Annotated in this window: 24 protein-coding genes; 12 read left to right on the top strand and 12 right to left on the bottom strand. The window is 60.5% G+C overall.

Features of this window, described 5'->3' with window-relative positions; genetic code table 11:
* Positions 1-32 precede the first annotated feature (32 nt).
* Positions 33-386: a DUF5335 family protein gene (locus DQW91_RS10295; RefSeq protein WP_112663552.1), complete on the top strand. Its 354-nt coding sequence runs from the start codon at positions 33-35 to the stop codon at positions 384-386.
* Positions 387-392: 6 nt separating this feature from the next.
* Here DQW91_RS10295 and greA read toward each other — a convergent pair whose 3' ends face one another.
* Complete coding sequence (gene greA, locus DQW91_RS10300; protein ID WP_112663553.1) at positions 393-860, bottom strand: transcription elongation factor GreA; 468 nt, start codon at positions 858-860, stop codon at positions 393-395.
* A 129-nt stretch (positions 861-989) separates the two neighbouring features.
* Here greA and DQW91_RS10305 point away from each other — a divergent pair, with 129 nt between their 5' ends.
* Positions 990-1,631, top strand: a complete 642-nt coding sequence (locus DQW91_RS10305) for a LysE family translocator (RefSeq protein ID WP_112663554.1) — start codon at positions 990-992, stop codon at positions 1,629-1,631.
* An 11-nt stretch (positions 1,632-1,642) separates the two neighbouring features.
* Here the strand turns inward: DQW91_RS10305 and DQW91_RS10310 are convergent, their stop codons facing one another.
* Entirely contained in the window at positions 1,643-2,707 is a 1,065-nt protein-coding gene (locus DQW91_RS10310; protein ID WP_112663555.1) for a COX15/CtaA family protein, read from the bottom strand.
* A 132-nt stretch (positions 2,708-2,839) separates the two neighbouring features.
* Here DQW91_RS10310 and DQW91_RS10315 point away from each other — a divergent pair, with 132 nt between their 5' ends.
* On the top strand, positions 2,840-3,049 hold the full coding sequence (locus DQW91_RS10315) for a DUF2842 domain-containing protein (protein WP_112663556.1): 210 nt from the start codon (positions 2,840-2,842) through the stop codon (positions 3,047-3,049).
* 46 nt (positions 3,050-3,095) lie between these two features.
* On the opposite strand, the gene DQW91_RS10320 is transcribed toward DQW91_RS10315, so the two are convergent.
* From DQW91_RS10320 to DQW91_RS10330, 3 genes are all read right to left on the bottom strand, one after another.
* Positions 3,096-3,473, bottom strand: coding sequence for a hypothetical protein (locus DQW91_RS10320; RefSeq protein ID WP_112663557.1), 378 nt, complete (start codon positions 3,471-3,473; stop codon positions 3,096-3,098).
* Between the two features lie 254 nt (positions 3,474-3,727).
* Positions 3,728-4,693, bottom strand: coding sequence for a 3-oxoacyl-[acyl-carrier-protein] synthase III C-terminal domain-containing protein (locus DQW91_RS10325; RefSeq protein ID WP_112663558.1), 966 nt, complete (start codon positions 4,691-4,693; stop codon positions 3,728-3,730).
* Complete coding sequence (locus DQW91_RS10330; protein ID WP_198411839.1) at positions 4,690-6,501, bottom strand: thiamine pyrophosphate-binding protein; 1,812 nt, start codon at positions 6,499-6,501, stop codon at positions 4,690-4,692. Before DQW91_RS10330 ends, DQW91_RS10325 begins: the two co-directional genes overlap by 4 nt.
* Positions 6,502-7,204: 703 nt before the next feature.
* Between DQW91_RS10330 and DQW91_RS16600 the strand changes: the two genes are divergently transcribed.
* Positions 7,205-7,372 carry a hypothetical protein gene (locus DQW91_RS16600; protein WP_157961411.1) on the top strand — a complete coding sequence of 56 codons (168 nt, stop codon included), beginning with the start codon at positions 7,205-7,207 and terminating at the stop codon, positions 7,370-7,372.
* Between the two features lie 20 nt (positions 7,373-7,392).
* Here the strand turns inward: DQW91_RS16600 and DQW91_RS10335 are convergent, their stop codons facing one another.
* From DQW91_RS10335 to DQW91_RS10345, 3 genes are read right to left on the bottom strand one after another with little or no spacing between them, the layout of a single operon-like run.
* The gene (locus DQW91_RS10335; protein WP_112663560.1) at positions 7,393-8,445 is read right to left on the bottom strand and encodes a response regulator; all 1,053 of its coding nucleotides are present in this window, start codon (positions 8,443-8,445) and stop codon (positions 7,393-7,395) included.
* Positions 8,446-10,608, bottom strand: a complete 2,163-nt coding sequence (locus DQW91_RS10340; protein WP_112663561.1) for a sensor histidine kinase — start codon at positions 10,606-10,608, stop codon at positions 8,446-8,448.
* The gene (locus DQW91_RS10345; protein ID WP_157961412.1) at positions 10,598-11,173 is read right to left on the bottom strand and encodes a putative pterin-binding protein; all 576 of its coding nucleotides are present in this window, start codon (positions 11,171-11,173) and stop codon (positions 10,598-10,600) included. Before DQW91_RS10345 ends, DQW91_RS10340 begins: the two co-directional genes overlap by 11 nt.
* A gap of 362 nt (positions 11,174-11,535) precedes the next feature.
* Between DQW91_RS10345 and DQW91_RS10350 the strand changes: the two genes are divergently transcribed.
* Positions 11,536-11,958, top strand: a complete 423-nt coding sequence (locus tag DQW91_RS10350) for a BA14K family protein (protein ID WP_112663563.1) — start codon at positions 11,536-11,538, stop codon at positions 11,956-11,958.
* Positions 11,959-12,011: 53 nt separating this feature from the next.
* Here the strand turns inward: DQW91_RS10350 and DQW91_RS10355 are convergent, their stop codons facing one another.
* Entirely contained in the window at positions 12,012-12,314 is a 303-nt protein-coding gene (locus DQW91_RS10355) for a PsiF family protein (protein WP_112663564.1), read from the bottom strand.
* 325 nt (positions 12,315-12,639) lie between these two features.
* On the opposite strand from DQW91_RS10355, the gene rnk reads away from it, so the two are divergent.
* Positions 12,640-13,065: a nucleoside diphosphate kinase regulator gene (rnk, locus tag DQW91_RS10360; RefSeq protein ID WP_112663565.1), complete on the top strand. Its 426-nt coding sequence runs from the start codon at positions 12,640-12,642 to the stop codon at positions 13,063-13,065.
* A 55-nt stretch (positions 13,066-13,120) separates the two neighbouring features.
* Here rnk and DQW91_RS10365 read toward each other — a convergent pair whose 3' ends face one another.
* The 3 genes from DQW91_RS10365 to DQW91_RS10375 all read right to left on the bottom strand — a co-directional run bounded on the left by DQW91_RS10365 (position 13,121) and on the right by DQW91_RS10375 (position 17,724).
* A complete protein-coding gene (locus tag DQW91_RS10365; RefSeq protein WP_112663566.1) occupies positions 13,121-13,888 on the bottom strand; it encodes an IclR family transcriptional regulator in 768 nt (255 codons plus the stop codon).
* A 138-nt stretch (positions 13,889-14,026) separates the two neighbouring features.
* A complete protein-coding gene (locus DQW91_RS10370) occupies positions 14,027-15,673 on the bottom strand; it encodes a hydantoinase B/oxoprolinase family protein (protein ID WP_112663567.1) in 1,647 nt (548 codons plus the stop codon).
* Positions 15,673-17,724 (bottom strand): hydantoinase/oxoprolinase family protein, encoded by a 2,052-nt coding sequence (locus DQW91_RS10375; protein ID WP_112663568.1) that lies wholly within the window; start codon positions 17,722-17,724, stop codon positions 15,673-15,675. Before DQW91_RS10375 ends, DQW91_RS10370 begins: the two co-directional genes overlap by 1 nt.
* Before the next feature lie 388 nt (positions 17,725-18,112).
* On the opposite strand from DQW91_RS10375, the gene DQW91_RS10380 reads away from it, so the two are divergent.
* From DQW91_RS10380 to DQW91_RS10405, 6 genes are all read left to right on the top strand, one after another.
* Complete coding sequence (locus tag DQW91_RS10380) at positions 18,113-19,639, top strand: ABC transporter substrate-binding protein (RefSeq protein ID WP_112663569.1); 1,527 nt, start codon at positions 18,113-18,115, stop codon at positions 19,637-19,639.
* 85 nt (positions 19,640-19,724) lie between these two features.
* The gene (locus DQW91_RS10385; RefSeq protein ID WP_112663660.1) at positions 19,725-20,672 is read left to right on the top strand and encodes an ABC transporter permease; all 948 of its coding nucleotides are present in this window, start codon (positions 19,725-19,727) and stop codon (positions 20,670-20,672) included.
* A complete protein-coding gene (locus DQW91_RS10390) occupies positions 20,669-21,487 on the top strand; it encodes an ABC transporter permease (RefSeq protein WP_112663570.1) in 819 nt (272 codons plus the stop codon). Before DQW91_RS10385 ends, DQW91_RS10390 begins: the two co-directional genes overlap by 4 nt.
* Before the next feature lie 47 nt (positions 21,488-21,534).
* Positions 21,535-23,382 (top strand): ABC transporter ATP-binding protein, encoded by a 1,848-nt coding sequence (locus DQW91_RS17000; RefSeq protein WP_112663571.1) that lies wholly within the window; start codon positions 21,535-21,537, stop codon positions 23,380-23,382.
* Between the two features lie 17 nt (positions 23,383-23,399).
* The gene (locus DQW91_RS10400; RefSeq protein WP_112663572.1) at positions 23,400-24,716 is read left to right on the top strand and encodes an NAD(P)/FAD-dependent oxidoreductase; all 1,317 of its coding nucleotides are present in this window, start codon (positions 23,400-23,402) and stop codon (positions 24,714-24,716) included.
* Positions 24,713-25,447, top strand: a complete 735-nt coding sequence (locus tag DQW91_RS10405; protein ID WP_245410979.1) for an SDR family NAD(P)-dependent oxidoreductase — start codon at positions 24,713-24,715, stop codon at positions 25,445-25,447. Before DQW91_RS10400 ends, DQW91_RS10405 begins: the two co-directional genes overlap by 4 nt.
* Positions 25,448-25,493: the final 46 nt, after the last annotated feature.

The raw sequence follows: 25,493 nt of genomic DNA on the forward strand, positions 1-25,493 counted from the left end.
CCTGCGTTGTCATGCCAACGGTGGAGGTTGTCATGGGCATCCAGAAGCTCAATCGCGACGAGTGGCGTGCTTTCTGTGACCGAATTTCGAAAAGCGTGGAGGGAAAGGTCGCCGAGGTGCGGATCGTTTCACCCAAGCTTGGGAACCAGACCGAAGCGCGGTGGCTGCCGTTCCTCGGCCTCGTTTACGATCCGCGCAAGGACACGATTGAAATTGCCCTCGAAGGGCTCGACCACACCATCACGAACCCATCCGAGTTCTATGCCGACGAAAGCGCCGCCGGGCTCCAGAATTTCGAAATCATCGGGGCAGACGGCGTTCGGGAAATCGTCACCTTGAAAAGCCCGCTCATCATGGCGTCCCGACAGGTCGCCAAGCCGACTTGAGAGGCACTACTTGATCGCGACGATCTCCACCTCGGCGTTGCCTGTTTGCGCCACATCGCCGACCTGCTTCTGCATCAAAGCCTTCGCAAGCGGTGAGACGTAGGAGATCGTGCCCTTCACAGGGTCGGCCTCATCCTCGCCGACGATGCGATATGTGAGCGTTTTGCCATCGTTCCTATGGAGAACCACAGTCGAGCCGAAGTGAACTTCGTCAATGTTCTCCGGGGGCTCGATGACCTGCGCCGAGGCGCGCCGTGCCGTCCAATAGCGCAAATCCCGCGTAGCATTCGCGAGAGCCGCGCTGTCATTGGCGCTCTGCGCGGCAGCCCGCGCGTCCTGCAGGCGAACCAACTCCGCCTCGATCTGCTCGAGGCCCTGAGGGGTCACGAAATTCGGGTGCGGAGAAAGAGGACGGTCGGGCAAGTCCTCGAACGCCTCTCCACCTTCGGTTTCTTTTGTAAATGCTCTGCTCATGACAAGCTAAGCGCGAACGTGGGCAGCGGGTTCCATTCAAACGCGAGACTATCCACAGAAAGCAGCGCTTTCGAAAAGCCGGACGTCGCGGCTACAAGAAAACCACGGCCTGTTTTTCGGATTCGCGCCATGGATCTTTCGCTCGTTCTTTCCGCTGTCTTCGCCGGTTTCGTCTATGGCATCACGCCGGGGCCCGGGGTTCTTGCCGTTCTCGGCATCGGGGCGGATCGCGGGCGGCGAGCCGGTGCGGCCTTCCTGATCGGCCATCTGGCAGGCGATGTGCTGTGGTCCGCCCTGGCCCTGATCGCCATCATCGGCGTCACGACCTTCGGCTCGCTCGTGTTCGACATCCTCGGCACCGTGAGCGGGCTTTACCTGTTCTGGCTGGGCTGGCGCGCCGTGCGTGTGAAGCGCTCGGAGGACGGCAAGCTCGATATTCCCGTTCGCAAGCCCCTCCTGCACGGACTGACTTTCGGCATGACCAATCCGAAGGCCTATCCTGTCGCGGTCGCAACGCTGACGGCGCTGCTCTCGGCAAAAGCTGCCACGCTCACCTGGGGGATGCTCCCCGCCCTTGTTCTCGCAAGCTGCCTCGGCGGCGTGCTCGCTTACGCGATTCTCGTCGCCATCATCGGCGCGAGCGCGGTGCGGCGTACCTATCGCCGCTATGAGGTGCCGATCACCCGCGTGTCCGGCCTGATGTTCATGGGGTTTGCCCTGAACGCGCTCTACCACGCGGTTCCCGGCCTCTTCCTCCCCAAACGCACTTAGAAAGCTGGAACTTAAGGGGCGCTCACCCGCGCATGAGCGACCGCCATGCCGAGCACGACCATCGCGAAAACCTGGTGCAGCAATCCCGCCCAGAGCGGCACGACCAGAAGCAGGGTGACGATGCCGAGCACCATTTGCGCAAGCGTCATCCCGGCAAGAGCGGTGGCGCGGCGGGCGGCTTTCGATCCCCCGGTATGCCGCTGCAGATTCCATGCGTGCCAGAGCGCGAAGGCGACAATCGCATAGGCGACGAGGCGGTGGTTGAACTGCACGAGGAGGACGTTGTCGACAAAGTTCTCGATCCACGGCGTAACGGAGAACAAGGCCGAGGTCGGCGGGATCAGGCTGCCGTCCATCAGCGGCCAGGTGTTGTAGGTCAGCCCCGCCTTCGCCCCCGCGACGAGACCGCCAAGAGCGATCTGAAGAAAGACGAGGGCGACGAGAACGCGGGCGGAATTCTTCACACCGGGACGCTCTTGCGCATCGGTGCCCTTGAGGCCCGCGGCAACGGAGACCAGGCACGCGAAGATGACGCTCGCGACGGTGAGGTGAAGCGCCAACTTGATTGGGGCGACAGCCGTCATTCCGGGCTCGAGCCCCGATGCCACCATGATCCAGCCGATAGCGCCCTGAAGGCCACCGAGCGCGCCAATACCGATCAGCGTCAGCGCCAGTTTGCCCTTGATGGTTCCGCGCGCCCAGAACCAGATCAGCGGCAGGAAGAACACAAACCCGATCAGCCGCCCGAGCTGCCGGTGTCCCCATTCCCAGGCGTAGATGAACTTGAACTCGGAGAGCGTCATGCCCTTGTTGACGAGTTCATATTGCGGGATCTGCCGGTATTTCTCGAATTCCGCCATCCAGGCCTGCTCGGAGAGCGGCGGAATGGCTCCCGTGACCGGCTTCCACTCGGTTATCGACAGGCCGGAGCCGGTGAGCCGCGTCGCACCGCCGACCGCGACCATGACCACGACGAGCGCAGCCAGAATGTAAAGCCAGGTTCGGACAGGAGCCAAATTCGGCTGTCTGGACATAGCGGGCAGATCCCCTACCCGATTGGCGGCTGCGACAGCCATGCTGACCCTCATTCATACTTTGGGCTTGAACCCGAGATACGGCCTGTCCCATAGATGCGCAATCGAGGCGAAGCAACGACTGCCGGTGACGCATCTTTCACATTGGCCGGGAATTCAGGGTAAAAAGTCTTTATGAGCAAACGAAACCGCAAGCTGATCGGAACAATCCTGATGCTCGCCTTCGTCGCCATCTACGCGCCGCTGGCAATGGCGCTTGCCGAAAGCCGCATCATCGAGGCGCCGAAACTGGTGCAGACGCTGTTCTATATCATCCTGGGCTTGGCCTGGGTTCTGCCCATCATGCCGCTGATCCGCTGGATGGAAAAGCCGGACAAGGCCTAAAGCCCTTAAAAGAAAAGGCCCGCCGAGGCGGGCCTTTTTGATTCAGTTACCGGCAAACCGTGCGCCGACGTGGCTGCCAGCCCCAACCCGGAACCCACTCGCTGTAGCGCTCCGAGAAGCAGCTCTGCTCCACATAGACCGGCGGAGGGGGCGGCGGCGGATAATAGGTCGGCTCCGGCGCGGGGGCGTAATACACTGGCTGGGGCGGCGGAGGCGGCGCGTAAACGCGCGGCGGGGGAGCTGCATACACAGGGGCCTGCGAAGCGGCAATCGCTCCGCCAACGGCAAGACCGCCCAAAACACCGAGAGCAGCGGCAGCGCCCGGCGACAGGCGATCACGCGCGACAGCCGGCTCAGCAGCCGCCAAACCGCCCACCAGGGCAAGAGCCGCCATCGCGCCGGTAAAGAAACGGAAGATCTTCATTGATCGTCACCTCAGAATCGATTCAGGACACAGCCACGAACCTTCGAAGAGAGATATAATCTTCCGAACCCGGCTGGAAGCTGAACGAACCGTGGCAATGTGACGGCAAGTGACTTTGTTGCGATCACGGTCACCAATCCGTTAATGGCCTTGGGGTACAGGCCCTCATGCTTCAAAGCTGGTAGACAGATTTAAAGTCGCCAATCGCGCAAGCCAGCTTGGCTGTCTCTGGAGAAAGGCTTTTGTCCACGAACCTAACACCGCACTAAAATAGCGCCTTGATGAGCACCGATGCCCAACCCAGCCATGACAAGCCAAGGCGTCTCGATCTTATCAAAGAAGCAGGCTAGCGAAATGGGGATCGAAGCAATTACAAGATTGCCGAATGCTTCGAAGGTATCAAGATAAGCGCCTGGCTGTATGGCATTAGCCCAATGGTCCATGAGCTTGCGGGTTGCCTGATGCGTGATCAGTGTAACGTCGCTCGCTCGAATGCCATGTTTGGCCAACAAAGAGAGAACGAGACGAGGTGGGCCGTTCATGCCGCTCGACATGAAGGCCTTGATGCCGAATGCCGGGTCAATGCCATAGGTTGGATGATCATGTGGACGATCGGGCCAACGCTTCATCACCATGGCACCGTATTCATCACTGAATGTGTCTATCGCCCAATCGGTAATAACCATTCTGTCGGAGAGACCTAGCACGGCTGCTCCCGCACCATCCCCAATGCCGACGGAGTGACCTTGCTTATAATCAATGTTGCGCGTCCAGCCTGCGCCGGCAGCAACGATAATGCGCTGAGCACTCCCTGCTATGATAGCTTCCCGAGCAAGGATCGTTCCAAGCAGGAAGTTCGTGAACTCGGATTGGATGGGAACCACCAGTGCGGAGGTCGGCAAACCAAGGAGTTGATGCACCTCGTAAAGAGCGTTTGGTGCGACATATTCGGAAACCGAAACATAGCCATACAAGCGGTCAATCTCGGTTTTCTGAAGTCTTGCGTGTAGCAGTGCCGCTTCGCAGGCTTGAACTGTCAAAGCCGATAACGATTCCCCTTCTTGTAAGACACGTCGCTCCCGATTGCCGTAGAACAGGGCTGCTTCGTCCTGAGCTGCATTTTCACTCCGGAGTGCTTCAAAAATTGGATCGTCGTTCAGTCGGACCTTGTTGGGAACAGCATAGCCTACTCCCAAGATCCCAATACCTGCCGAGCTCAATGCGCATCTCCAGCAACAGCCGTAAACCTCTCACCATAAGGCGGCGGTACTTCATGATCGACTTTGATGATGACTACTTGAGGCCTTTGCTCTTTTGCTGCCTGCGTAATGGCAATCGGCAGCGCGCGTGCGAGATCTCCCGGCAGTCTGACGATGTGTGTTCGAGCTCCCAGCGCTTCAGCGAAGCGTACAAGGTCCGGATTCCCTAAGCAGAAAAACTGATCGTCGAGCGGATAGTGCCCTTGTCCAGCCTGCGAGCGTTCTCCGTGGTTGACCATGCCTAAGAAATTATCGTTCAGAACCAGCGTCACCGTTCCAGCCTTATGGCGGGAGGCGACCAACAACTCTGTCCCATTCATCAGGAAGGAACCATCCCCTGTCACAGCGATGGCTTGCCGCTCAGGGCGACCGATTTTTCCGCCGATTACGGCCCCACATGTCCATCCCATGGACGACAGGCCGGTTGGATAAAAAATGCGGGTAGGCGGTGTGATCGTCAGGCTGTGAGCAGACCATCCGGTTACGTTGCCCATATCGATGTAGAGATCCATATCCGGTTGGAGGCACGCGTTCAGCTCCAGCATCACCTGATGAGGATGCAGGCCATTGTTTGCGCTTTTTGGCGCAGGCTCCAGATGCGGATGTTGTGCCAGCCAATCCTGAAGATCATCTCTTGAGGGAGTATCGAATGCTGCCCGCTGCGTACAAAGGTCTGACACAAATGTGCCAATATCTCCAACGACGGGAAGATCGACCGGCAGAAAGCGACCCATCGCACTGAGATCAAGATCGACTTGAATGACCGTTCCCACGGCATTGAAATCCCGGTGAAAACTGCGGCTCGCCCAATCGCCCAACTTGCTGCCGAGCACGAGCATGACGTCGACACCATCTCTCAGATAGGCCTCGGCACGCTGGTTCGCGGCCATTCCCATGACTCCAAGAGCCAGGGGGTGATCCTCCGGAAAAAGGCCTTTGCCGCGCACACTCGAGGCGACCGGTATTTTGCTTGCCGCGACGAACGCATTGAATTCCTCGCCATGCTGCACGAGAGCATCACGGGCGCCGGCGCCAATGAAAATCAATGGTCGCTTGGCCTGGCTGATAAGTTTGATTGCAGCCTCGACATCCCCAGGTCCCGCTGATGGCATTTTCGCCCGAGGTGATGATCTTGAATAGTCGCCCGTGCCTGTTGATTGCCTGGCAACATTCGCAGGAATACTAAGGTGCACCGCTCCGCGTAGTCCAAAGGCTTTGCGCAAGGCTTGATCTACGACGCCAGGAAAGCTCTCTGCATCCGAGACTGGTATCGAAGCAGCACTCGCATGCTTCATGAGTCCGACGGTGTCGACGCCGTTAAGCGTGGTGCTTTCTTGTATTGCTCCCATCCCAAAACGTGTCGTCGGCACCTGTCCGCTAATGGCCAGGAGAGGAACCTGGTCAAGATGAGCAGATGCAATCCCCGTCAGCGCATTGGTGAGGCCCGGTCCCGCTGTGACAAGACAAACGCCGAGCCCACCGGTGGCTCGCGCATAACCGTCGGCCATGAAGGCTGCGCCAGCCTCATGTGATGAAATGATAAATTTGATAGATCCATGAGCCCGAAGCGCCTGCTGGAAGGCAGCGATATTTCCGCCAGGCACCCCAAAGACAGCTGAGACATGCTCACTTTCGAGAGTTTTTACGAAGTATTCGGCTACCGTTAGGCTATTGGAGTGCTTGAGCGTGTCCGTTAACTGCGCCGGCAGCGCATTAGCGGCCTCCACGTCAACGTTGGATTGACCATGTTCCAGCAAGGAAGACGTCACGCGAGCCCCCATTCAGACATGAAGCGTCCCGCTCCATCTGAGCATGTGTGTGATATGAAATTCTAATATGGCTAGTGGATATAACGGCTTAGGCAGCGAGTGATCTTGGGATGAAGTTACGTTGCGGACAACCTCAAATTTTGAACATCACTGCACATAGAATACGCAACACGTATGGCAATTGAATGTCCAATGTCAATAAGTACCCGCCACCAATAAATGTAATAGAACCTAGTTGTTTAAATAGTATAATAAATCCATAGTTGTAATTCTTCATTTTGCCTGCGAATATAATCCTTTATTTGTTAATGCTATCAGCGGGAGTGAATTGAAAAAATTTCTGATTTTGAACGCGAATCCTAAAGCACAATTGATTAATTCAAGCGCTCAGATCGCGCTTGTTCCCAAATCCATGAGTTCATAGATCAGGCTAACGATCTATTTTCTTTTTTTTGATGCTCGTTATAGTTGCAGAAATTGGGATGAAGGGTCTGAAGAGCTATCCGAATGGCGCTCGCGCCAATCGTTGAAATGCTTAAAGCCCCCTCCGATGATCTCGCACATGAGCACGAAGGGGCTTCAGTGGCGTCCGGCTCAATGAATGTCTGAAAGATGAGGCTTATCCCCCTTGGCCGCCGGCCCTGCATCGGCAGCCCTGGGTGTGGCAACCGCCACAGGTACCGATCCAACAGGGCTCAGCGGCATGGCCGCCGGCTATGTCTACCAGGCCGAAGTCAATGCTAACCTGAAGGCCTGGCAGACCCGCAATCCGGCGCCCGATCCTCAAGGAGAGCTCGCCAAGGTAGAGGCCATTCGCCAGAAGGCGATTGCCGACGGCGTGCTCAATCCTGACGCAAGCGCGAAGCCATAGGCCGCGAGTGACTTGTCCACCTAGTCTGCGGCTGTGCGCAGCGGAACTGACAGAAGCACGCGGATGAGATCGGCCTGACGGTTCGTCTCGGTTTTCCGAAACAGGTTCTTGAGGTGGAACACAACGGTGGTCTGTGCCACCTCCAATTCCTCGGCGATCTGGTCGAGACGCTTGCCGTCGATCAACATGAGGGCCACACGCGTCTCAGAGGGTGTCAGGTTGTAGAGACGAACGAGCGTCTCGCCAGAAACCTTCGTGCGCTGCTCGGTGTCGATGAGCAGGACCACGACAGCGTCAGGCTCCTCATCAGGTGAGAAACGTTGCCCCGGAACGAGCGCAAGATAGGGCCGCCCGCCGGACAGGCGCGGGAACGAGATGATCTCGTCGAGAAGTTCCTCCTCGAAGGCGCGGGCAATGCTTTCCTGCAGTTTCGAGCTCTGCTTCGGCACGGAGCCCTTGAGCTTTCCCTGATGAAGGCTCAACCCGTCATCCTCCGCGAGCATGCGATCCGCCTCCTTGTTCGTGAGGCGCACATTGCCTTCGCGATCCAGGATCACGACGCCGACAAGAAAACGGTCGAACGCGAAAGTAGCCTTGTAGAGGACTTCGATTGCTCGTCCGCGCGAGGAGTTCAAGACCTCCTGCCAGGCCTCCTCCGCCTTCTGCACAGCGCCACGACGTACGCGCGAAACCTGTTCGAGACGGGTCGCAACGGTCGCAAGAAGGATTTCGTAATCGATGGGCTTGACGAGATAGTCGTCAGCGCCGGCCTGCTTGCCCACGAGCACATCGTTGCGATCCGCAAGCGCTGTGAGAAAAATGAACGGCACATCGGCAAGCGCCCCGTTCTCACGCATGACCTTCAGCACATCATACCCACCAAGACCCGGCATTGTAATGTCACACAAAACCAGATCGGGACGATGACGCTCGAGAATGGCCAGCGCCTCCTTACCGTTGGAGGCTTCAAGAACTTCATAATTCGCGGCGACGAGCTCTTCCGCGATATCGCTGCGCAGATCCTCTTCGTCTTCAATGCACAGGATCGTGGGCTGAATATTCATCGTGGTCATTCACGCGGCCTTCGGAGCTTGATCGACGCTTGAGATAGGCAGATCGAACGTAAACACGGACCCGACTGCCTCGTAACTTTCAACCTGAATCTGCCCGCCATGTAAATGCATGATCTTTTGAGCAAAGTTCAGGCCGATTCCTGTTCCTGCAATTCCTGACGCCGTTCTGGCGCGGTAGAACCTTTCGAAGATTTTCGACAGCTCATCGGGAGGAATACCGATCCCGGAATCGGCGATGGAACAGAATGCCTGGCCATCATCAACCCAGAGCTTGATCTTTATGCGTGGCTTCTCGCCGGAATACTTGATCGCGTTCGAAAGCAGATTGATGACGACCTGTTCGATGAGGATGCTGTCGCAGTGGACCTTTATGGGTTGCTCCGGGACCTCGAAATCGATCTCGGCGTGAGGGCTCAATTCCTTGTGGCGTTCACAGATATCCCACACCAGATCGACAAGGCTGCACCAGGCAAGGTTGAGCTCGATGCGGCCCGCGTCGAGACGCGCCGCGTTGAGAACGCTCTCCACGAGACTGGTCAACCGGCCTGTCGCGTTCCGAATACGCTGCGCACGCGTGACGATTTCATCGTGCGTGACATTCGTGCCGCGCCGGATGAGACGTTGCGCGCTCGAATCCAGAATGGCGAGCGGCGTGCGAAACTGGTGCGACACCATCGAAACGAAACTGCGATAGGCGCTCGTGGTTTCGCGCTCGCGATCAAGCGCCGACTGCAGAGCCGTTGCGGCGTGCTTATAGCCTGAGATGTCCGTCAAGCGGACGAAGATCGTGCCACCGTCGGCACGCGTCACCGAGAGTTGCGCCCATTCACTCTTGTTGATCCGCAAATCCACCGAGAATTCCGCGAATGCCTCCCCGGCCGTCAGAAGCTGCGGGTCCGCCCCTTCGCACATGGAGAAGCACTTGAGGAATGTCGTGAGCGTTATTTCCTCACGGCACCACAGATTCACGGGCTCCGCCGCTCGTATCCGTTCGTTGGCGTAAAGCAGCCGACCCGCATTGTCGAACGCGGCGAAGCCTTCCGGTGCCGAGTCGATTGCCGCGATCAGGCGGCGCTCCGCCTGCCTCAAGGCAGCTGTACGCTGCTGCACCTTGATCTCGAGGTCGACATTTTGCTGCTCCGCCTGCTTTCGCGCCTGCCAGCTTTCGGTGATGTCGCGAAGAAAGGCGATGCCGAGACTGCGCTCAGCCATATCGAGGGGGAAGCAATGAATTTCGAGGCAGCGTTCACGACCGTCAGGAGAGATGCCCTCGTCCTCGATCACGGAGGTCGTCCCCATGATCGCCTGCGCCAGGGCCGCGCCGACTTCCTCCCTCGAAAACAGCGGCACAGCCTCCCGCAGTGGACGGTCCACAACATCGGTCGCGTCGAGATTGAGCAGGATCTCCATGCCGGGGTTCCAGAGCAGACAATTCAGATCCTCGTTGAAGATCACGATGCCCTGATTGCTGATATTGTTGATGACGAGATCGGAGAACTCCTGCTCCTGCCGCAGAAGGCGCTTGGCCTGCGTCGCTTCTCCAAGCCCCTTGTAGAGCCTGAGCATGAGGAACGAGGCACTTAGAAAGATGCCGACGATGAACAGCATGCTTTCAAAGACGACACGCAGATACTTCGACCGCGTGTCGGAGCCCTGCTGGCGATTGTAAAGCATCACTTTATTGGCGATGTCGCGCAGAAAGTACGCCACTTCCCTCGCCTGCCCCCTCACATGGAGCGCGGCCTCACGATCGATATTGGTCTCGGCCTCAAAAAGTGTTTCCGCAAGCGTCAGCTGAAGATAGCTGGCCTTGAGATCACCCAGCTCCCCAAGCCGGGCGACCAACTCAGCCTGCGGCCCCTCCAGGAGGACCGAAAGGCGGCTGATAAGAATGGCTAACCGGAACTTCGGCGCCTGTTCGGGATCATAGAAGACTTCGCCGCCAGCGGCCCTCGAAAGGCTCTCCGCGAGCAGGGTCGCCTCGAATTGTGTCTGCGTGATCTGCCACAGGTTCGTATGCGTGTCCTCACTCCGCAGATCACTCTCGACATGCAACAGGCGAGCGACGGTCAGGGCAAAGCAAATCGTAAGCGTCGCAATCGCTACGAGCGAGAGGATCGCCGATTTATAGCTTCTCAGTTTGGCTCGCACGCTACTCGACATTCAGACTTCTCAGTTGCCAGATCCAGTGAGAATCCGCGCGCTCCGTCTTCAGTTCATTGGGATATTGATCGATGGGGTAGACGACCCAGAGCGGTCCGCGGTCCCGCACGTTCAACGCCTTTCCGTCGAGAACCGTGGCAAGAATCGGCTCGTACTTGAGATCGCTGACAGGAATGATGACCTGATAGTCGTTCAAGGCCGTCGCTCGCAGGTTTTCACCATATGCTCCAACCCTCTCGAGAATTTTCCTGAGCGGAATCCCTTCGGCGGTCTTTGCGCCATCCCACCACGACGAATGCGTCGTGATGGTTGCATGACCCAGCTGATCGAGCATGGCCTTGTCGAAGCGCGCCTGCCCGGGGGCGTTGGCGTTCCGGATCTTTCCCGTCACCACGAGAATGATCGGCCCGGTCGGTGACGGCAAAACCTCATCAGCTCGAATTTGCGTCGACATCAACAGCGCGGCGAACAAAACTGCGAAACAGCGCACGATCATCATCCCCCCGCACACAACATTCCCAAGCGGAATCAATGATACGATGTACAATACCAATTGCACCCGCATATATAGACCTTACGTAACATCGTTAAATGTTACGCGGGCAGCAGTAAAGGGCAGAGACGAGGCAATAAACGGGCCATTAGAAAATTTCACCCTCCCTGCGACACAAGAGCTTGCCGCATATGTTGAGGCGTCAGTCACGCTCCCTCCATAAACGTATTGCGATATGTTATACAATTACTTTAATTTCCCCGATCTGAAGAAGTTTCATTCGCCCGGGCAACTCGCCTTCAATTCCGTGTGATGTGCAGCACGAAGCGCTCTCGGCAGCCTGGCGCGCCTTGTGATCCGGTTTTGCGATGCATTATATGTTCGGTGAAGCTTGAGGCCTGGCTTTGAAAGTCGCGGCACAAAGGGAGCCTGTAATGCGAAAAATCGTTCTTGCCCTTGCGGGCGTCAGCGCGCTTGTGATGGCGATGCCGGCAGCCGCTGAGACCGTTTCACGGGACGGGCGTTCGGTTGACCTCAGCCAGCCCTATCCCAACGAAGGCTACACTCAGTATTACTATCGCCGGGGGTATTATTACGGTCCCTACTACGGCCCGCGCTACTACCGGCGCTACGATGATGGGAGTGCCGCTCTCGCCGCCGGTGCCGCAGGCCTCGCCGCCGGAGCTCTGATCGGCGGTGCGATTGCGAGCCAGCCGTCCCAATCGGCCCTGCCCGCCCCTCCCGGAACAGTGAGTCCTTCGGTCGCAGCCTATTGCGCGCGCAAGTATCGCTCTTACGACCCAGCGACGGGCACGTACCTCGCCACGAACGGAATGCGCTACGTCTGCACTCCGTAACCACAATCGTGCCGGCGCGGCCCTGTTGTGGTCGCGCCGTCTGACACCTGGCTCTAGTCCTTGAGACAGGAGCTCATGAATTTCTGACGAGCGTCGCCCATCATTTTCTTCGCAGACGCCTCGGTGTTGCAGGTCTTCATTTTTTCCTGCTGAGGCGTCAATGTCGTTGTGCTGCCTGTTTTTCCAGCCAGACAATCCGACATGAACGTCTTGCGGGCGCCGCCCGCCATATGCTTCGACGAAGCCTCGGTGTTGCAGGTTTTCATGCGCTCCTGTTGAGGCGTGAGCTGTTGCGCACTCGCGGTGGCGGCCGAAAAGGCCAGAAACGCAAGCGCGACAGGAACAATCGCTTTCATGATGTCCTCCGTAAGCCCCCGCAAGAAAACTAGGCGTGGCATCAGATGGGGAAAGGCGACAGCATGGCGCGGCGTTGCGCCTTAGCCGGTCGGCCTCACGGATTTGACAACCGGTGTTCGCTGGCTACCATGCCGCGCATGAACCGATATGCCGTCAAGCCTCGAGGCCTGCTCGCCGCAGGATTGCTGATCGCACACTCCTAAGCCCCGGGGCCGAGGAGCGCGTCGTCGCGCCCCTCCCCGGAACGGTTCATCCCCCGCTTAACAATTTCGCTTCGCGTGCCCGAGGGCACAGAGCGCAGCCAGAACCTTGTGGAGTCTCACTATGTCTACCGCCACGCTTCCTGCGAAAAGCCGCTCGCAGTCCAAAAAGCCACCGATCAAGATCAACAGAATGGATCACGAGCGCCTGCTCAAGCTTGCCGAAGTCGCCGCCGGCCGCATGCCGGAGGTTTCCGACTACCTGCTGAATGAGCTCGAGCGGGCGCGCATCATCGCGGACGGCTCCAAGATACCGTCGCTGGTCGCAATGGGATCGACCGTGACATTTCGTGACGAGCAGACCGGACGCACCGAGCGCGTGACTCTCGTCTTCCCCGAACAGGCGAATATCGATGAGAAGCGCATATCCATCCTCACGCCCATCGGTGCGGCGCTCATCGGTCTCAGCGAAGGCCAGTCCATTACCTGGCCGACGAGAACCGGTGAGGAGCATCGCCTGCATGTAATTGCGGTGGAGGAACAAGCCTAGTGGAAAGGCGTGTCATGCGGCGGGCTCTTCCGGAGCCCGCATCATTCGCTGCGGCCTAACGGACTGCCTTCTTTTCAAGGCCCGGAGTAAGGTAGCGACGCATCGTGCTCACGACCTTTTCAATCTCTTCATCGTCTAGGCCGTTCATCGGCGCAAGAACGGACACGGCAGCCTTGCAGTTGACGAAGTCCTCGGTCTTGGCCGGCAGTGCAATGGTCAAGCTCGGCAGGTTTCTCGCCGTCCGATAGCCAACGGCATAACCTTTTTCATGAAACGCTTCGATCTCGCCAAGAATGACAGCGGGATCGACTCCCCAGCTCTCGTACTGAGGTTCGTTGATCTCCATGATCCGCTTTCGCGAGGCCTCATCCATCATGCCCAGAATGCACACGCCTGCGAGACCGATACCGAGCGGCACCCGCCCGCCCACGCCGTCCACCAGCGCAGGAGCCATGACGACGCCGGGCTGGAAATCCAGGCAGATGGAATCCTGTCCCGCCTCAACCATGAGATAGCTCGACAGACCCGTCTCCGCGCTGATCGAGATCAGGACGGGGCGGAAGGATGTCACCATGTCGTTGATCGACGGTGTCCGGTTGGCCAGGGCATAAATGGCCGGTCCCAACCGATAGTTGCCGCGCCGCCCGGTCTGGCTCACCAGTCCGAATTCGGCGAGCGAAACCAGAGCCCGGTGGACCGCCGACTTCGTGTCTCCGATGACGGTGGCGAGACTGGCAAGGCTCATCCCCGCGCCCCCGGCGGACCCGAGAGCGATCAGAATCTCAGCTGCGCGCTGGACGTTCGATGAGGATTTCTTGTTCACGCCAAATCCCGACAATAGGGAAAGGCCGGGCTGCCCTTCCCTTTGTCGTGTGCCCTGACCGGGAGTTGAGTGTCAATCACCCTCCCCCCGGTCGCCCGGATTTGCGCGTGGAATCGCATCGCAGCCAGCGGCCTCGCGCTAAGCCGCAACCGCGGGGGCGGAAAGCCGTCCCTCGCGCAGGTCACGCGCCACGTCTTCGGCTCCGCGTCGGGATGGAAGGCCGTAGCCTCCAGCGCCCGGCGTCACGATCTCGAGGACATCGCCTGGATTGAGATCGACCGAGCCGGTGTCGAAGACATTCTCACGTCCGTTGACGGTGAAGTATCCCGGTGCACCCGCTTCACCTCCGGCAAGTCCCCAGGGCCGCGAGGTCAGGCGCGAGCCCATCACCTGAACGCGGCACTCAGCCTCGGCGCGGTAGACACGGCGGAGCCCAAGCCCCCCGACCCATGTCCCCGCTCCTCCGGAACCGTCGACCAGTTCGTAGCGCAGAAGCGTGATGGGATATTCCCCTTCAAGCGCCTCGACCGGCAGGTTCGACGTGTTGGTCATGTGGACGTGGACGCCGTCGAGACCATCCTTGCTGTGGCGCGCGCCACTGCCACCGCCGATCGTCTCCAGATAGACCCACAGCGACTTGTCAGGACGGCGGCCATTAAAGCTCGCCACAGCCACCGAGCCATTCGACGCCGCGGTAACGCGCTCCGGCACCACCTGGGCGAAGGCCCCGTGAATGAGGTCCACCGCTCTCTGGCAAGCGGTGATGCGCCCATCGACCGCTGCGGGATGAGAGCAACGCAGGATCGTCCCTTCCTCCGCGGTGACGTGGATGGGCCGCGCCAGACCGGCATTGGGCAGGATCGTCGGGTCAACGACGGTCTTCACCGCGTAATAGACCGTCGCGAGAAGCGCGGTGTAAACCACATTCAGGCCGGCGCGGACCTGCGGCGGGCTGACGAAATCGAGGTGGATCTCGTCGCCTGACACGGTGATGGACACCGACATCTCGAGGGGCTTGTCCAGTGACTCGCTGTCGAAGATGTCCGCGAAGCGATACGTGCCATCCGGAATTGCTGCGATACCGGCACGCATCTTGCGCTCCGCGTAGTCCATCAGCTCCTTGCCGGCGGCCAGCACCGTCGGTACGCCGTATTTCGCACAAAGCTCCGACATGCGCGCGACGCCGAGCCTGTTCGCGGCAATCTGCGCCCGCAGGTCGGAAATGCGTTCGGCAGGCACCTGGCAGTTAAGCAGGAAAAGCCGCTGGACATCCTCCTGCAGAACACCCGCGCGGAACAGCCGAACCGGCGGGATGCGCAGGCCTTCCTGATAGATATGAGCGTGCCCGCGATCCGCGAAATCGGAATGGTGGGCAGTATTGATCGCCCACGCAATCAACCGACCCTTGGCGAAGATCGGCTCGGCGATCACGATATCGGGCAGGTGCGTCCCGCCACCCTCATAGGCGTCGTTGCCCATGAAAATGTCGCCCGGCGCGATGTTCTCCAGCCCGAAATGCCGCAGCACATAGGGAACGAAGTCGATGAAGCTGCCCAGGTGCATCGGAATGTGCTCGGCCTGGCACAGCATCAACCCATCCGCGTCGAACAACGCCGTGGAGCAGTCGCGCCGCTCCTTGATGTTGGTGGAGTAGCTCGCGCGAACGAGCGCCTCGCCCATTTCCTCGACGATGGAGGCGAACGCGCTGCCGATCACCTCCACTGTGATGGGGTTGAGGCGCGCGTCGGCCACGTCGGGCACGGGATTTTGCAGAGTGTCGGACATTACCGGGCCTCCAGGATGAGATTGAGATAGTTGTCGACGGTCGCGGCCATGCCGGGCGGCACCACTGTCGTGGTGTCCATCTGGTCGATGATCGCGGGCCCCGCGACGACATTGCCGGGGCGAAGCGCATCGCGGGTGTACAAGGCGGCTTTGACGAAGCCCTTGGCTTCCACCATCCAGACATCGCGATGCCCGGTGATCGCTGCTGACGCATCGGGTCCCGCATCAGGCAACGGACGGAACTCCGCCTTGTCGACAAGACCGCTGGCGGACAGGCGGAAGGTCACCATCTGGATCGGCTCTCCATCCGCAACGAAGCCGTAAAGCTGCCGGTGCGCATCCAGGAAGCCCTGGCGGATCGCATCGAAGCTCGCCTGTGTCACCGGGCCGGGTGGTACCGGCACGGAGATCTCATAGTTCTGGCCGGCATACCGAAGGTCGACGTTGCGCTCCATGCGCCGCTCTTCGGGCAGGATATTCTCCTGCGTGAACCATTGGCTGGCCTGTTCCGCGAGATTGTCGAAGATCGCGCCGATCGCCTCGGGACTGGCTTCATCGAGCCGCGTCATCTGCGTCGCCGAGAAATCGGTCCGCAGATCGGTCATCAGCAGGCCCAGGGCGCAAAGCACGCCCGGCGTGCGCGGTATCAACACGCGAGACATGCCGAGCTCGCGGGCAAGACGCGCGGCATGAACGGGACCCGCGCCACCGAAAGCGACAAGAGCATAGTCGCGTGGATCATGGCCGCGCTGCACGCTGATGACGCGGATGGCCTTGGCCATGTTGGCCGTGACGATGTCGAGAATGCCGTTGGCGGTCTCGAGGACACCCATGCCGAGCTTTTCGGCAAGGCGTGCAACGGCGGCGCGCGACAGTTCCTGGTCGATCTTCATGCGGCCGTTGAGCAGATATTCGGGGTTCTGCGTCTGCAGCAGCACGTTGGCGTCCGTCACCGTCGGCTCATCGTTGCCGAGGCCGTAGCAGGACGGTCCCGGATTGGCGCCGGCGCTGCGCGGACCGACCTTGAGGAGCCCGCCGCTGTCCACATACGCGATGGAGCCGCCGCCCGCGCCGACCGTGTGGATGTCGAGCATCGGCGTCTTGAGCGGATAGCCATGCACCACCGCCTCGTTCACGACCCGGCAGCGCCCATTCGACAAGAGCGCGACGTCCGAGCTTGTGCCGCCCATGTCGAAGGTAATCAGGTTGGAGATACCGGTCATACGGCCGATTGCCTGAGCGGCCACGACGCCCGTCGACGGGCCGGACAACACGGTGCGCACAGGAAGATCGGCAGCCGCATCGAACCCGATCACGCCGCCATTCGACTGCGTGAGTTGCGGCGCGACCGTGATCCCGAGATCGACGATCTTGCGCTTCAAGGCCCGCACGTAGGATTGCATCACAGGCCCGAGATAGGCGTTGACGACCGTCGTCGAGAGACGCTCGAACTCGCGGAATTCCGGGGCGATGCGGCTTGAAACCGCAACGAAGCCTTCGGGGAATTCTTCGGCAAGAATGCGCGCCGTCAGTTCCTCGTGCGCGGGATCAAGGAAGCTATAGAGGAAGCAGACCGCAATCGCCTCGGCCCCTTCCGCCTTGAGCTTGCGAACCGCGTCACGGATCTCGTCCTCATTCAGCACGATCTCCGTTTTCCCGTTACCGAGAACGCGCTCATTGACGCCGATGCGCAGATCGCGCGTGACGAGCGTTTCCGGCTTGTCGGCCTGGAGGTCGTAAAGATCGGGGCGCTTCTGGCGGCCGATTTCCAGCAGATCGCGAAAACCTTCGGTCGTAATCAGGCCGGTGCGCACGCCGCGCCTCTGGATCAGGGCGTTCGTCGCAACCGTCGTGCCGTGGCCGACGAACGTTACGTCCGACGCAGCACCGTCCACGCGCTTCAAGCCTTCATCGATACCTTGCGTAATTCCTCGCGACGGGTCGTCGGGAGTGGAGGAGACCTTCCAGATCACCACCTCCCCGGTTGCATCGTTGAAGAGGCAGACGTCCGTGAACGTGCCCCCGGAATCAACTCCGATTCGCCATGCCATCAGTAGCTCCCTCAACAGTGCAGTTCCTCTGCAAAAGCTGATCGTCAGCTAAGAGGGAGCTCGACCCACTGTCAATTCAATTCCAATATGTGGATCATATATTTTTTAATATTCTGATTATCGGTTTTTAAGAGCCTAAAAGCTGTGCGATATTGCCAAATGAACGTCCACGAAAACTCGTTTTATTCTGATAATCGGAATACTAAGACTTTCAAAAAATAATAATCAGAATTCGTTTGACGCTGCGCAAGGTTGGAGTCTAGCGTTCAATCCATAGGGAGCTGCTGACTAACGGCTTGGCCGCACAGCATGACTTCCCGTCTGAGGATGCGGCGCGAACTGCAACCCGGGCAGTGCAATGGCACTTGAACAGAACAGAGGGAAATCCATGATCCTGAACCGTCGAGTCCTCATCCAGTCCCTAGCAGCCGCGACAATTCCGCTCGGCTCGCGTGCATCCTTCGCGCAGTCCCCTGAAAAGACGCTGCGCATCGGCCTTTCGACCTACCCGGCCCATTTCCGTCCGTGGATCAATGTCGGCTATGCCGGTCATCTCATCTCCGCGCTCCTCAACCGCAACCTCCTTGCCTACGACACCAAGGGCGCTCTGGTCGGAGAACTGGCGGAGAGCTGGGCGCGTGAAAGTGATCTTGTCTGGCGCGTCACCCTGCGCAAGACCCTCTTCAGCGACGGCTCGCCTGTGACGTCGCAGGACGTGAAGTGGACCTTCGACAAGATCCTCGCGAAGGATACCGGCGCTTATATGCGCGACGCCGCCCTGCCGATCGAGCGCATCGACATCGCCGATGCGGGTACTTTCCGCATTGTCACGAAGACCCCTTCCGCGACGATCCCGGCGCTGCTGGCTTATCCGTACCTGGCGATCCTCAAGGCCGGCTCGACGGACGAAAAGGAACAGGGCATTGGCGCCGGTCCTTATGTTCTGACGAGTGCGGAAAAGGGCGTGGAGATCATGCTCACCGCCTCGAAGCATTATTTCAAGGACAAGCTTCCGGCCATTCCGAGAATTCGCGTCGTCCCCTACATCGACGAGAACCTGCGCGTGGCGGCCCTGCAGTCGGGCGATGTGGACCTCATCGACTACGTTCCGTGGAATGCGATGGACGCCATCGCCGCCAACCAGCAACTGAAACTGGATGCGGTCGCCGCAGGCGCCTTCATGTATCTCAGCTTCAACGGCTCGGGCCCGTTCGCGGACAAGCGTTTGCGACAGGCGGTATCTTACGCCCTGCGCCGCGAAGATATCGTGAAGGCTGTGTTCTTCGGACACGGCGCGCCGCTTGCCGGCGTGCCTCGCCCCTCGGTTTCGCCGTATTTCGACAAGAAGCTCGCCAACTACTGGACCTACGATCCCGAGAAGGCGCGCGCGCTCCTGAAGGCAGCGGGCCAGGAGAAGGGTCTGACCGTGACCTTGCTGGCAACCTCGCAATACACCATGCACCGCGACATTGCGGTTCTGGTTCAGAACCAGTTGGCCGAGGTGGGAATTACCGTGAAGACGGTCATGCCCGATTGGGCGACCCGCGTCACGATGGGCAATCGCGGCCAAGGCGACTTTGCCGTTCAGGGCATCGGCATCGACAGTCTCGACCCGGATGCCGCGACCACACTGATCGATCCTTCCCTGTCGCCGACGTTCCTGCGTAGCCGGAATTTCGAGGTTCCGGGATTGTCCGAGCTTCTCGAGAAAGGTCGCGCGGAATTCGACGAAACGAAGCGCAAGGCGATTTATGCCGAGATCGACACACTGGTGTGCGAGAACGCCAGCTTCTGCGGCGTGGCCTACCGCGCGACGGGGTATGCACGGTCAAAGGCTGTGAGTGGCCTCACGTTGCTGCCCGAACAGCTCTCGCCCTTCTCGGCAACCCTGTTCGACCAGTTGACCATCTCCTGACGTCAAACGCGCTCGTCCGGGTGCCCATATCGGCATCCGGGCGCAACGCCGGCCACTGCCGTGGCCCAACAAGGAAATGCATTCGATGGCATGGTTCCTGCAACGTGTCGCGCTGAGCATCGTTCTTCTTTGGGTCGTGACGACCCTTGTCTTTCTGTCCATCTACATGGTGCCGGGCGATCCCGTAGAACTTCTTCTGTCGCAGGATGGGGCGGCTCCGGATCGCGCCACGATAGAACTGATCCGCGAGGATCTCGGCCTGAACAAGCCGATCCATGTTCAGTATGTGGAGAAGATGTCCGCGCTGGCTCGGGGAGATCTCGGACGTTCGATGGTCGACGACCGCCCAATCGGGCGAGAGATTGCGCTGCGCCTCCCGCGCACGCTCGAACTGATCGGGGCAGCCGCTCTCATCAGCCTCCTCATCGGACTTCCGGCGGGGGTCGTGGCAGCTCTCAAGCAAGGCCGCGCTTTTGACCGCTTCGCATCCCTTGTCACGGGCTTTGCTCAAGGCGTGCCGGTCTTCGTGGTCGGAACGTTGATGATCCTTGTCCTGTCGCAGCTTCTCAAGCTCATGCCGGCGGGCGGGTTTGTCGCCTACGCAAGCGACCCCATCGGCCATCTGAAGCTGCTGTTCATGCCGGCGGTAGCCATCGGCATCGGCCTGTCCGCCATCCTGTTCCGCATCACGCGCGCCTCGATGAAGGACGTCCTGCCCCTCGATTTCGTTCGCACCGCGCACGCCAAAGGATTGCCGGAGCGCTACGTGATCGTCCGGCATGTTCTGAGAAATGCGCTGATGCCGGTGATAACCGTCTTCGCCCTGCAGCTGGGCGGGTTGCTCGGCGGCACCGTGCTCGTGGAGTACGTGTTCAACTGGCCCGGCCTGTCGGGCATGCTGGTCAGCGCCGTGAGCGCACGCGACTACCCGACCGTGACGGCCGTCATCCTCGTCATTTCCGCGCTGTTCATCGGGCTCAACCTTGTCGTCGACATTCTCTACGGCCTTGCCGATCCGAGGGTCCGCAAATGATCTCCGCTTTTCGCAATTGGCCGTCAGCGCTCTTCCTGTGTCTCATTGCGTTGAGCCTGCTTGCGCCACTGCTTCCGATTCACGATCCATTGGCGATGAACATCGCCTCGCGTTTCGCTCCTCCCTCGTGGGCGTTTCCGCTGGGCCAGGATGAATATGGCCGCGACATCCTCTCCCGCCTCGTCTGGGCTCTGCGCAGCGCCATGTTCATCGCGATCAGCGCGGCCCTGCTTTCAGGCGCCATCGGGAGCGCGCTGGGCATCATCGGCGGCTTCAGCCGTGGCGCCACGGAAGTGCTGACCATGCGCAGCATGGACATCATTCTGTGCTTCCCGCCGCTCCTCCTCGCAATGCTCGCCGTGACGCTCTACGGCCCCGGATCGCTGACGCTGATCCCGGTTCTTGCGCTGGTGTTCGTTCCGTCCTTCACCCGCGTCGCTCATGCCAGCGTCCTGACGGTCCGTTCGCAGGAATATGTCGATGCCGCCCGCGGCATGGGCGCGGGCGCCGGGCGGATCATGCTCCGCACCATCCTGCCGAACATTCTCGGCCCGCTGATCGTGCAGTTCAGCTTCGTGATGGCAGTGACAGTCGTCCTTGAATCGGGCCTGTCCTTCCTGGGGCTGGGCGTGTTGCCCCCTGCCCCATCCCTCGGCCTGATGATCGGCACCGGCCGTGCGACGCTGGCACAGGCGCCCATGCTTCTGGTGTGGCCGTGCCTCGTCCTCTCGCTGCTGATCCTTGTTCTCAATGCCTTCTGTGACCGGCTGCGCGACTGGTTCGATCCGCGCCACGTTCACGGAACCGGCAACTGAAACCGCTCGTGCAAACCCGTGTCTCCGTACCCAGAGAAGGAGCTACCGTGTTGACTGTTCCAGCGCGCTCCGCGGCCCCCTCCGGACCGATCCTCGCCGTTTCGAACCTGACCGTCTCCCTGAAACGGGGCGATGCCTGGAATGCGGTCGTCCGCAATCTCAACTTCGAGATCGCTGCGGGTGAAACATTGGCCATCGTCGGTGAATCCGGCTCCGGCAAGAGCGTGACCGCACTCTCGACCATGCAGCTTCTGCCGCGTGGGATCAGTCGCATCGAAGGGTCAATCAAGCTTGCCGGACGAGAGCTTTTGGGATTGCCCGAGACCGAGATGGTGAAGATCCGCGGCAACGACATGGCCATGATCTTCCAGGAGCCGATGACAAGCCTCAATCCGGTCATGCCCATCGGCGACCAGATCGCGGAATCCATTCGCTTCCACCGGGGCGTGACCCAGGCACAAGCTCGCGCCGACGCCTTGAGGCTGATGGAGCGGGTGCGCATTCCGGACGCGAAGCGCCGTTATGGCCAGTTTCCCTATCAGTTCTCGGGCGGCATGCGCCAACGCGTGATGATCGCCATCGCCCTCGCATGCAAGCCTGCCCTGCTGATCGCAGATGAGCCGACCACCGCCCTCGACGTGACGATCCAGGCGCAGGTCCTCTCGCTCATCAAGGAGCTGCAGGAGGAAGAGGGCATGGCGGTCCTGTTCATCACTCACGACATGGGAGTGGTGGCCGAGGTCGCGGACCGGACGCTGGTCATGTATCGCGGCGATCAGATCGAGACCGGCACGACCGCCGAGGTGTTTGCAAGGCCGGCTCAACCCTACACGCGGGCGCTGCTTTCCGCCGTGCCGCAACTGGGATCGATGCGCGAACATGCCAAGCCGCATCCATTCCCGATCTTCGACATCGCCACAGGCGAAGCCGCGCTGGAGCGCGAGCTGCCCGACATTCGTCAGAAGCAGGCTCCGCCTCTCCTCGACGTCAAGGGGCTCTCCGTTCGCTTCGATATCCGCTCTTCGCTGCTGCGGCGGGTCACGACGCGCGTTCATGCGGTGGAAAACGTATCGTTCAATCTGGCGCGCGGTGAAACGCTGGCGATCGTGGGGGAATCCGGTTGCGGCAAGTCGACGATGGGGCGCGTCATCGCGGGCTTGCGCAAACCCTCGTCCGGGCATGTCGAACTCGACGGGCGCGATCTTGCCGGATTGAGCCAGCACGAACTCAGCCGCCATGTGCAGATGGTTTTTCAGGATCCCTTCGCGAGCCTCAACCCGCGCCTGACCGTGGGCAAGGCTATCCAGGAACCCCTGCAGATCCATCATCTCTCAAGCCCGAAGGAGCGCGTGGAGATTGCGGCGGATCTCTTGCAGCGTGTCGGCCTCTCGCCGGAAGTCGCCCAGCGCTACCCGCATGAATTCTCAGGCGGTCAGCGCCAGCGCATCTGCATCGCTCGCGCGCTCGCCTTGCAGCCGGGGATGCTCGTTGCCGACGAGGCGGTTTCGGCGCTCGACGTGTCGGTCAAGGCGCAAGTGGTCAACCTGCTGATGGACCTGCAGCAGGAACTCAAGCTCGGCATCGTCTTCATCTCGCACGACATGGCCGTGGTGGAGCGCATCAGCCACCGCGTCGCGGTGATGTATCTGGGCGAGATCGTCGAGATCGGCGAGCGGGCGGAGGTCTTCGGCAATCCTCGTCACCCCTACACGCGTCGGCTGCTGGACGCCGTGCCGATGCCGGACCCGGCCCGTCGCCACTATCGCCGCAACCTGACAGGCGACGGCGAACTCCGAAGCCCGTTGAAACCGCGCGGCTTCGTGCCGCCGCAGCGCCACTACGAAGAAATCAAACCTGGCCATCTCGTCCAGGTGCCCGGCCCCGAATGGGCCTGAGAGAGCCGAGGTTCGCTATGGACATCTCCATCCCCGTCGCTCCCTTCCAGGGAGATCCCGAGCTGCCGCGCCAAGTCGACGTGGCGATCATCGGAGGCGGCATCATCGGCATCGTCACCGCCCTGACCCTGGCCGAGCGCGGCGTTTCCGTCGGCGTGTTCGAGAAGGGCCGGATCGCGGGCGAACAATCGTCCCGCAATTGGGGCTGGACGCGCCAGATGGGACGGGATGTCGCCGAACTGCCACTGACGATGGCGAGCCTGCGGCTGTGGGGCGACATGAACAAGCGCATCGGCAGCGAGACGGGCTTTCGCCGCACGGGCATCACCTACCTTTGCTACAACAAGAACGACCTCGAGAATTGGGGCGGCTGGTACGAGAAGGGCCTCACTCACGGCCTCGACGCGCGCATGCTCTCGGCCCGTGAGGTGACGGACCTACTGCCGGGTTCCTCCGGTGGCCTTCTGGCCGGCCTCTACACGCCGACCGACGGGCGAGCCGAGCCGTGGATTGCCGCGCCCGCCATTGCCGAAGCAGCACGCCGGGCCGGAGCCCGCATTCTGACGAACTGCGCCGTGCGTACGGTGGAAACGGCGGCCGGTCGCGTTTCCGGCATCGTCACGGAACATGGAACGGTCAAATGCTCGTCCGTCGTGCTCGCGGGCGGCGTCTGGTCACGTCTGTTCGCCGGCAATCTCGGAATCGATTTTCCGCAGTTGAAGGTGATCGGCAGCGTCGCGCGGGTGAGTGGCATCGAGGGCCTTGCGGAGATGCCTGTCGGCGCGGGTAACTTCGCTTACAGAAAGCGCCTCGACGGCGACTACACCATCGCCCTGCGCAACGCCAATCTTGCACCGCTGCTGCCTGACAATTTCCGGCTGATGTTCGAATACTTGCCGTCACTGGTCCAGACATGGCGTGAATTGAAGCTGCGCATCGGCCCGAGCTTCGTGCGCGATCTTTTGATCCCACGGCGCTGGAGCGCCAATGAGGTCACGCCCTTCGAGAAGGTGCGCACGCTCGATCCGGAACCAACCGCCTCCTTCAATCGCAAAGCCCTGGCCAACCTCGCCCGCGCCTACCCGGCCTTTGCAAAAGCACGCGTCGTGCGGGAATGGGCCGGCGTGATGGATGTCACGCCCGATGCAATCCCGGTCATCAGCGCCGTGAAGACCTTACCCGGCTTCCACATCGCCTCTGGCTTCTCCGGCCACGGGTTCGGCATTGCGCCCGCAGCGGGGCAGTTGATGGCCGATATCGTCATGGGAACATCGCCGCTTGTCGATCCGGCTCCCTTCTCGATCTCGCGCCTGCGTCCGGCACTGGCGGCATGACTCAGCCGAGCGGAACCGTGCCAGGCACGATGCATATGGGCGGACGGCCCGTCGCCATGATCAGCGGCGCGTCGAGGGGGATCGGCGCGGCCATCGCCCACCGGCTCGTGGAGAACGGCTGGGCCGTCAGCCTCGGACTGCGCGATCCTGCCAATGCGCCGCTGCACGGCGAGGCTGTTCTTGCCTGCCGCTTTGACGCGGAAGACCCCGACAGCGAAGCGGTTTGGGTGTCCGACACCGTGGCCCGTTTCGGGCGGCTGGACGGGCTCGTCCACAACGCGGGCGTCATGTTGCCGATCAATGTGCTCGACGCGACGGATCAGGACTTCGCGCGCACCTTCGCCATCAACGTTCGCTCACCCATGCGGTTGACCGCACTGGCGTGGCCGCATCTGGCGAAAGAGCGGCCCGGTCGGATTGTCGTGATGTCGTCGCTTTCGGGAAAGCGGATCAAGTCCCCCTCCTCCGGACTCTACGGCATGTCGAAGTTCGCCCTGATGGGCTTTGCGCACGCCCTGCGCCAGAGCGGGCGCGACACTGGCATTCGGACCACCGCGATCTGCCCCAGCTTCGTCGCTACCGACATGAGCCGAGATCTCACGTCACAGGATCCCTCGCTGCTCACGCAGCCCGAGGATCTCGCGAGGATCGTTCATATGGTTCTCGAACTTCCGCCGACCGCGAGTATTGCCGAGGTTCCCGTCCACTGGACGGTCGAGGAATGCTTCTGACGCGCATCGGCACGGCGATCAGTCCACCACAAGTCTCCACCAGAAA

It is taken from the genome of Microvirga flavescens (genome assembly GCF_003290125.1).
In the GTDB taxonomy this organism is placed as follows: Bacteria; Pseudomonadota; Alphaproteobacteria; order Rhizobiales; family Beijerinckiaceae; genus Microvirga; species Microvirga flavescens.

What these genes read in the sequence shown, in the direction of transcription:
- rnk (WP_112663565.1), top strand. Translation starts at nt 12,640, where the DNA reads ATGTCTACCGCCACGCTTCCTGCGAAAAGCCGCTCGCAGTCCAAAAAG.
- DQW91_RS10305 (WP_112663554.1), top strand. Translation starts at nt 990, where the DNA reads ATGGATCTTTCGCTCGTTCTTTCCGCTGTCTTCGCCGGTTTCGTCTAT.
- DQW91_RS10385 (WP_112663660.1), top strand. Translation starts at nt 19,725, where the DNA reads ATGGCATGGTTCCTGCAACGTGTCGCGCTGAGCATCGTTCTTCTTTGG.
- DQW91_RS10380 (WP_112663569.1), top strand. Translation starts at nt 18,113, where the DNA reads ATGATCCTGAACCGTCGAGTCCTCATCCAGTCCCTAGCAGCCGCGACA.
- DQW91_RS10375 (WP_112663568.1), bottom strand. Translation starts at nt 17,724, where the DNA reads ATGGCATGGCGAATCGGAGTTGATTCCGGGGGCACGTTCACGGACGTC.
- greA (WP_112663553.1), bottom strand. Translation starts at nt 860, where the DNA reads ATGAGCAGAGCATTTACAAAAGAAACCGAAGGTGGAGAGGCGTTCGAG.
- DQW91_RS10370 (WP_112663567.1), bottom strand. Translation starts at nt 15,673, where the DNA reads ATGTCCGACACTCTGCAAAATCCCGTGCCCGACGTGGCCGACGCGCGC.
- DQW91_RS10350 (WP_112663563.1), top strand. Translation starts at nt 11,536, where the DNA reads ATGCGAAAAATCGTTCTTGCCCTTGCGGGCGTCAGCGCGCTTGTGATG.
- DQW91_RS10340 (WP_112663561.1), bottom strand. Translation starts at nt 10,608, where the DNA reads ATGTCGAGTAGCGTGCGAGCCAAACTGAGAAGCTATAAATCGGCGATC.
- DQW91_RS10355 (WP_112663564.1), bottom strand. Translation starts at nt 12,314, where the DNA reads ATGAAAGCGATTGTTCCTGTCGCGCTTGCGTTTCTGGCCTTTTCGGCC.
- DQW91_RS10390 (WP_112663570.1), top strand. Translation starts at nt 20,669, where the DNA reads ATGATCTCCGCTTTTCGCAATTGGCCGTCAGCGCTCTTCCTGTGTCTC.
- DQW91_RS10310 (WP_112663555.1), bottom strand. Translation starts at nt 2,707, where the DNA reads ATGGCTGTCGCAGCCGCCAATCGGGTAGGGGATCTGCCCGCTATGTCC.
- DQW91_RS10405 (WP_245410979.1), top strand. Translation starts at nt 24,713, where the DNA reads ATGACTCAGCCGAGCGGAACCGTGCCAGGCACGATGCATATGGGCGGA.
- DQW91_RS10295 (WP_112663552.1), top strand. Translation starts at nt 33, where the DNA reads ATGGGCATCCAGAAGCTCAATCGCGACGAGTGGCGTGCTTTCTGTGAC.
- DQW91_RS10400 (WP_112663572.1), top strand. Translation starts at nt 23,400, where the DNA reads ATGGACATCTCCATCCCCGTCGCTCCCTTCCAGGGAGATCCCGAGCTG.
- DQW91_RS16600 (WP_157961411.1), top strand. Translation starts at nt 7,205, where the DNA reads ATGGCCGCCGGCTATGTCTACCAGGCCGAAGTCAATGCTAACCTGAAG.
- DQW91_RS10320 (WP_112663557.1), bottom strand. Translation starts at nt 3,473, where the DNA reads ATGAAGATCTTCCGTTTCTTTACCGGCGCGATGGCGGCTCTTGCCCTG.
- DQW91_RS10335 (WP_112663560.1), bottom strand. Translation starts at nt 8,445, where the DNA reads ATGACCACGATGAATATTCAGCCCACGATCCTGTGCATTGAAGACGAA.
- DQW91_RS10345 (WP_157961412.1), bottom strand. Translation starts at nt 11,173, where the DNA reads ATGCGGGTGCAATTGGTATTGTACATCGTATCATTGATTCCGCTTGGG.
- DQW91_RS10315 (WP_112663556.1), top strand. Translation starts at nt 2,840, where the DNA reads ATGAGCAAACGAAACCGCAAGCTGATCGGAACAATCCTGATGCTCGCC.